Source organism: Brevibacillus sp. SKDU10 (assembly GCF_001645205.1).
In the GTDB taxonomy this organism is placed as follows: Bacteria; Bacillota; Bacilli; order Brevibacillales; family Brevibacillaceae; genus Brevibacillus_B; species Brevibacillus_B halotolerans.
In genome coordinates this window covers 1-4,821 of the sequence record NZ_LSSO01000213.1, presented here as the reverse complement: position 1 = coordinate 4,821, position 4,821 = coordinate 1, and the positions used below count along the sequence as shown (strand labels likewise).

Annotated in this window: 4 protein-coding genes and 2 pseudogenes; 2 read left to right on the top strand and 4 right to left on the bottom strand. The window is 36.7% G+C overall.

The genetic code is table 11. The features are described 5' to 3' along the window. A pseudogene (locus AYJ08_RS24195) lies at positions 1-433 on the top strand (NTTRR-F1 domain); the annotation flags it as partial. A gap of 1,283 nt (positions 434-1,716) precedes the next feature. Here AYJ08_RS24195 and AYJ08_RS22355 read toward each other — a convergent pair. From AYJ08_RS22355 to AYJ08_RS23705, 3 genes and pseudogenes are all read right to left on the bottom strand, one after another. Beyond that, a pseudogene (locus AYJ08_RS22355) lies at positions 1,717-2,332 on the bottom strand (squalene--hopene cyclase); the annotation flags it as partial. Continuing rightward, positions 2,328-2,615 (bottom strand): helix-turn-helix domain-containing protein, encoded by a 288-nt coding sequence (locus AYJ08_RS22350; protein ID WP_064019515.1) that lies wholly within the window; start codon positions 2,613-2,615, stop codon positions 2,328-2,330. The gene AYJ08_RS22350 and the pseudogene AYJ08_RS22355, both read right to left, overlap by 5 nt. Positions 2,616-2,786: 171 nt before the next feature. Further along, the gene (locus AYJ08_RS23705; RefSeq protein ID WP_157452914.1) at positions 2,787-2,969 is read right to left on the bottom strand and encodes a hypothetical protein; all 183 of its coding nucleotides are present in this window, start codon (positions 2,967-2,969) and stop codon (positions 2,787-2,789) included. Between the two features lie 432 nt (positions 2,970-3,401). Here AYJ08_RS23705 and AYJ08_RS22340 point away from each other — a divergent pair, with 432 nt between their 5' ends. Next, on the top strand, positions 3,402-3,905 hold the full coding sequence (locus AYJ08_RS22340; protein WP_064019512.1) for a DinB family protein: 504 nt from the start codon (positions 3,402-3,404) through the stop codon (positions 3,903-3,905). A 528-nt stretch (positions 3,906-4,433) separates the two neighbouring features. Here the strand turns inward: AYJ08_RS22340 and AYJ08_RS23210 are convergent. Further along, positions 4,434-4,622 carry a hypothetical protein gene (locus tag AYJ08_RS23210; RefSeq protein ID WP_231929231.1) on the bottom strand — a complete coding sequence of 63 codons (189 nt, stop codon included), beginning with the start codon at positions 4,620-4,622 and terminating at the stop codon, positions 4,434-4,436. Positions 4,623-4,821: the final 199 nt, after the last annotated feature.

The window sequence follows — 4,821 nt, the reverse complement described above, 5'->3', positions numbered from 1 at the left end:
TACCGGCGCTACTGGCCCTACCGGCCCTACTGGTCCTACTGGTCCAGCTGGAAGCTTAATATTCCAAGTTTCTGAAAATACCCCCAATACTAGTGGAAGTTCTACAATATTAAGTAATATCCCTACTACATTAAAAACGATCACAATTACGGGAAGTTCCGTTTCAAATCGTATCTGGATAAATGGTGTAATTGGTTGGCAAAATGAAACTGGTGATCCAGTAGTCCAATTTCAAGTTCTCCGAGGTTCTACAGTCATTTTAAGTATTATTGATCAGAGAACCGGAGCCAACTCATTTGGTTCTGTGTGTATTAGTCATATTGATTTAACCCCTGGAATCGGTGATGTTACGTATTCATTAACCGCCCAAATTGTTGATGGCGGTACAGCAACAGTCAATGGAGAGATTAATATTACGGGGGCTTTATTATAATAATACGAGTTTTCTGGCGGTCACACTTGTAAGAGTGACCGCTTCATTATGGAAAAAAGAAAACCGAGAAAGACTGAACTTTTTAAAGTAGTCCAATTCCAGTCTTTCTTGGTTTTTTATAATCGAATACTCTAACCTTTATCTGATAGATCAAAACATTACCATGTTTGGTTATAAGGCAGTATTAAAAACGATCTCCGTCTCGCCAATTTCGATTTCTTTTAAGATTGACAGCAGCTCAACAAAAGAGATTCACAAATCCGCTAGTAGCTTAAAGGGGAATTTGGTGAAGTTGAATACCCTATCACGATAAACTATAAAGATGGCATCTCAGAAACGACAAGCATTACCGGATTCGATTGGGTGAATCATGTAACTGACCAAATATTTATGATCAAAACTATTGAAAATGTTATAAATGAGAAGAAAATCGCATCTATCGTTTTTTTGATAAAGAAATTCCTATTAAAAACTAAATCTCCACTAAACTACTAATGATTTCGTTAAAGTAAGCGTCAAATTCTCTCCAGCGTGCCTAGCTTGGCTAAGGCACGTTAGGGTCTATTTTACTTACCCATGAACTGCCCCATTTCAAATACCACTTTTGGCAACGATAAACTGGATCGGATTCGTAAGGAAAAAACACCGACAAGAGAACAAACGTACACGTACAACGAACGAGGAGACGTAAAGCATCACCTACCCCTTATTCTTTTTTCACCCAAAATCTTCTTACTTAATTTAATTGTATCTTTAAAACAACGAGGTCAACTTTCATTTTTAAGCTGTTCGAGGGTTTTAAATTTACACTGGAAACCTACTTTGATGGTAAGTATATCCTCAGATACTCTTTCTTTTCCCTTCATAGTAATACGTGCTTCTGGGAATTTGCAGGACGTTGCACATTGCTGATATCGAGTATTTGTGCTGATTTTTTTTGATCACATTTACTTTCGTCCTAGTATCAGCGCAGCTTATCGTGCAGCTGCCAATGGGAGCGTTCCTCCGCATGCAGAATCTCCCGTTAAAACATTAGTTCTCTTCCACTTTATTATGAAATAGCAAATGAGCAAACGTATAATCATATTAAACGACGATTGCTCGAATAAACAGAATGTTACTTAAATGTGGGTGGAATCTCTAAGTGAACCATTGATTCTCCCATCAAGATTAAATTTCATTAGTGGTATAAGCCTCGGCAAAACCATAAAATGTCCATTTTCATCCAGAGTGTAAACCTTATCCATAGACCCTTGTGAAACATAAAAAACATAAAGAGATATTTAATATTTCTTTTTATAATTACCTAAAGCAAGCAAAGGCCAAATGTACCGGTAGCTGTGGTAGTGAAAGTAAAAACCGCCGGGTAATCCGGCTCCTGTTGGATAAGAGAACGTCCAGTCCTGATTTTTTTCGAAATCAATTAAAAATTGAATTCCACGTTCAATCGCCGGAATGGGCTTTTGGAACACTGAAATGAGGGCATCCACTCCCCACGCGGTTTGAGAAGGTGTACTGACACCTAAAGAAACATATGTTTTAACAATATCGCTCTTACATGACTCTCCCCACCCCCCGTCTTCATTCTGGATTTTTAATAACCACTGTACAGCTTTCTGAATTGCAGGATGTTCGGAAGAGACTTCGACAGCAATTAGGCTGGTAGCAGCGGCCCATGTCCCGTAAATGTAAGAAATGCCCCAATGCCCGTACCAAGAGTCATTGGCTTCTTGATTGCTTAGAAGCCACTCCACCCCTCTTTGAATCTGGGGATGGCTGATGAAATCCTGCACTGTTGCCGAGAAACTCCAAAGTCCTACCTGTTAAATCTGCTGTAGAAGGGTCTGTACTAACTGCGTCTACCGCATCGAATGGAAACCAATTTAATATTCTTTTATCTCGAGGGTCTACCCGTACTTTTCTTTCCTCGTTGTTCTTCTAAAAGGCCGATCTCTCCATGAATTTGATACACTTTACGCCAACGTTTTAAGCATGTTTTGGTTTTGTCATGACCAATAACGTCTATGTCAAAACCAGCACCACAAAAAATTTCCATAGGTGTTTGTCCCTCTTGATACGCTTTGACAGCTGCTACTTTAAATGCTGGTGCATAAGTAATACTTTTGTACGTTACATGCTGAACATAAGGGTTAGCTTCAAGATGTTTCATTTCTTGTTCCATGAAAACCTTTGCATTAGCTCTTGTTTTTCCCAAAATTCTTTCCTCGCTTTATTTTCATAAGTTGATTAAAACATAAATACCCGTAAGAAGGTCACTTTTTTCAAAGTGTCCACCTTACTGGGTCACAGTTCAGTTTAACGTCTGAGACTTTTATTTTAATTTGATAAAATCTTAATGAGATTGCCTGAAGGCTTTGATAAGGCTCAGAAAATCCAAACCATACAATTTTGCTTTTAGCATTTTCGATGGATTATCAAGAACTTTTTTTGCTACTATGTCTTCTAGTTCTATAGCAGGATTATCCAGTCTCTCAAACCATCCATGCAGCATGATTATGTCTACTAACTCACTCACAACTTTATTTAAACTCCCCTGATCTTCATAGTACCACCATTCCTCAAATTCCTTTTCTTTTACAAAATAAGAAGAGTATACACCAAAAAAATCATTAGATGTAGAAAAGTGCACTCTTCTTGAATTTGGAGAATTGATACTTTTCTCAAAGGTTAAATTGTACTATATCACCAACTTGGCGGGAAAATCTCCATAAATCTATATCAGTATATTTTTTGTCCGTCAAAAAACCAATATCTTGTAGTCGATTTCCTGCTATTTTTTGTACGGTAGTTACCAAATTCATTTTCAAACACTTGTGGTTGGTTAGCGTAAGAAGGATTTAGCGTATACCTTATAGAATATTTAAATTAGTCTGTTAATGTTTCAAATCTATCCTTGTAACGTTATTAAAAATAGAAGAATTAAACAAACATTTTTAGGGGGATTTTTATGTTCCAAACCTTAGACCATTTTTTAAAATCTTGGGAGTTCGAAGCTGCTGCTACACAGAAACTACTGAGTAATCTAACTGATGAATCGCTTAAACAGGAAATAACTTCACAAAATTGGACTTTAGGACGTATTGCTTGGCATACCGTTGCTGCCATTCGCATTATTACTTCAAATACGAACTTAACGTTTGATGCCCCAGCCGAAGATTATCCCGTTCCTACTACAGCTCAGTTTATAGCAGACAGTTATCATCAAGCTAGTAATGCATTTGTACAGGCTTTAAAAAGAGAATGGACTGACCATACACTACAAGAACGTATCGAATTTATAGGTCAACAGATGCCAAATGGTTCACTATTAATGTTTTTGATTCAACATCAAAGCCACCATCGAGGACAAATGACGGTTCTTATGCGACAGGCTGGATTAACTGTCCCAGGAATTTATGGTCCTTCAAAAGAGGAATGGGCAAAGTTTGGTATGGAAGCCCCACAAATATAGTTCAACAAAACCCATCCTAATGGTCAAACATCTTGTATTACATTTCCATCCGATATTGTAGAATCAATTTTGTTCAATCTTTTTTCGAAATTGATTCTTTTTGTTTGCTGTCTTTTATTAAACTAACGGGCTCGTTAGTGGAATAAGGAGCATTAAATTAATCAAACTTTTTTATAAAAAACAGTTCTGAAAAGTAAAAGAGAGCCATCGTTTTGATCAATCTTTTGTTCAAAATAATGGCTTTTTATATGCAGTGAAATTAAGGATTTAGAGTAATTTTTCATCAAACTTAATTCTAAACCAACAACACTCCTTTCATTTTACCCCGGGTAAATGAGGTCAAGGTATTGGGATAGGGATACCAAATGGGCTTCTACCAGACATGAATATATTTCTTAAAATATTTATGTTATGTTCGAACCTATCCATTTCTTTTCTGCACGGATTCTTGCAAGTGATGCGAGGCGGAAAGCACCTACCAATAAACAAGAACCACAACACGATGACAAGCCTTATTGTGGTTAAATTCTATATCTCCTCTAATTTTTTGTTTGTTGGAAAATTATTTTTTATTGACTGGGTATAATTCCAACTTATCAATTTAATATTGTATTTTGTAAGTAATTCATCTGCAGGTATAATCCCTGGTGCTTCCATCTGCATATTTTTCGAAATATCTGACATCAGGAAGAACATGTATATACGTTGCTCCTTCATTCATATCACCCATATAATATTGACCAGGACCCGGATCATAATATATTTCTTACGAATCATCAATCTTCAACAACAATATTTGTTGTTTCAGCGTGTAGACAAAATACCGAAAGGCATGGAGGTCTGCACGCTGAAGAACGCTAGTAACTAGCGTTCTAGAAAATGAAAAATATTAACTTTGCAGGTATCACCCTAATAC

Excerpts from the sequence above, each read along its gene's own strand:
- AYJ08_RS22350 (WP_064019515.1), bottom strand. The coding sequence starts at position 2,615 with ATGGAACAAGAAATGAAACATCTTGAAGCTAACCCTTATGTTCAGCAT.
- AYJ08_RS22340 (WP_064019512.1), top strand. The coding sequence starts at position 3,402 with ATGTTCCAAACCTTAGACCATTTTTTAAAATCTTGGGAGTTCGAAGCT.
- AYJ08_RS23210 (WP_231929231.1), bottom strand. The coding sequence starts at position 4,622 with ATGAAGGAGCAACGTATATACATGTTCTTCCTGATGTCAGATATTTCG.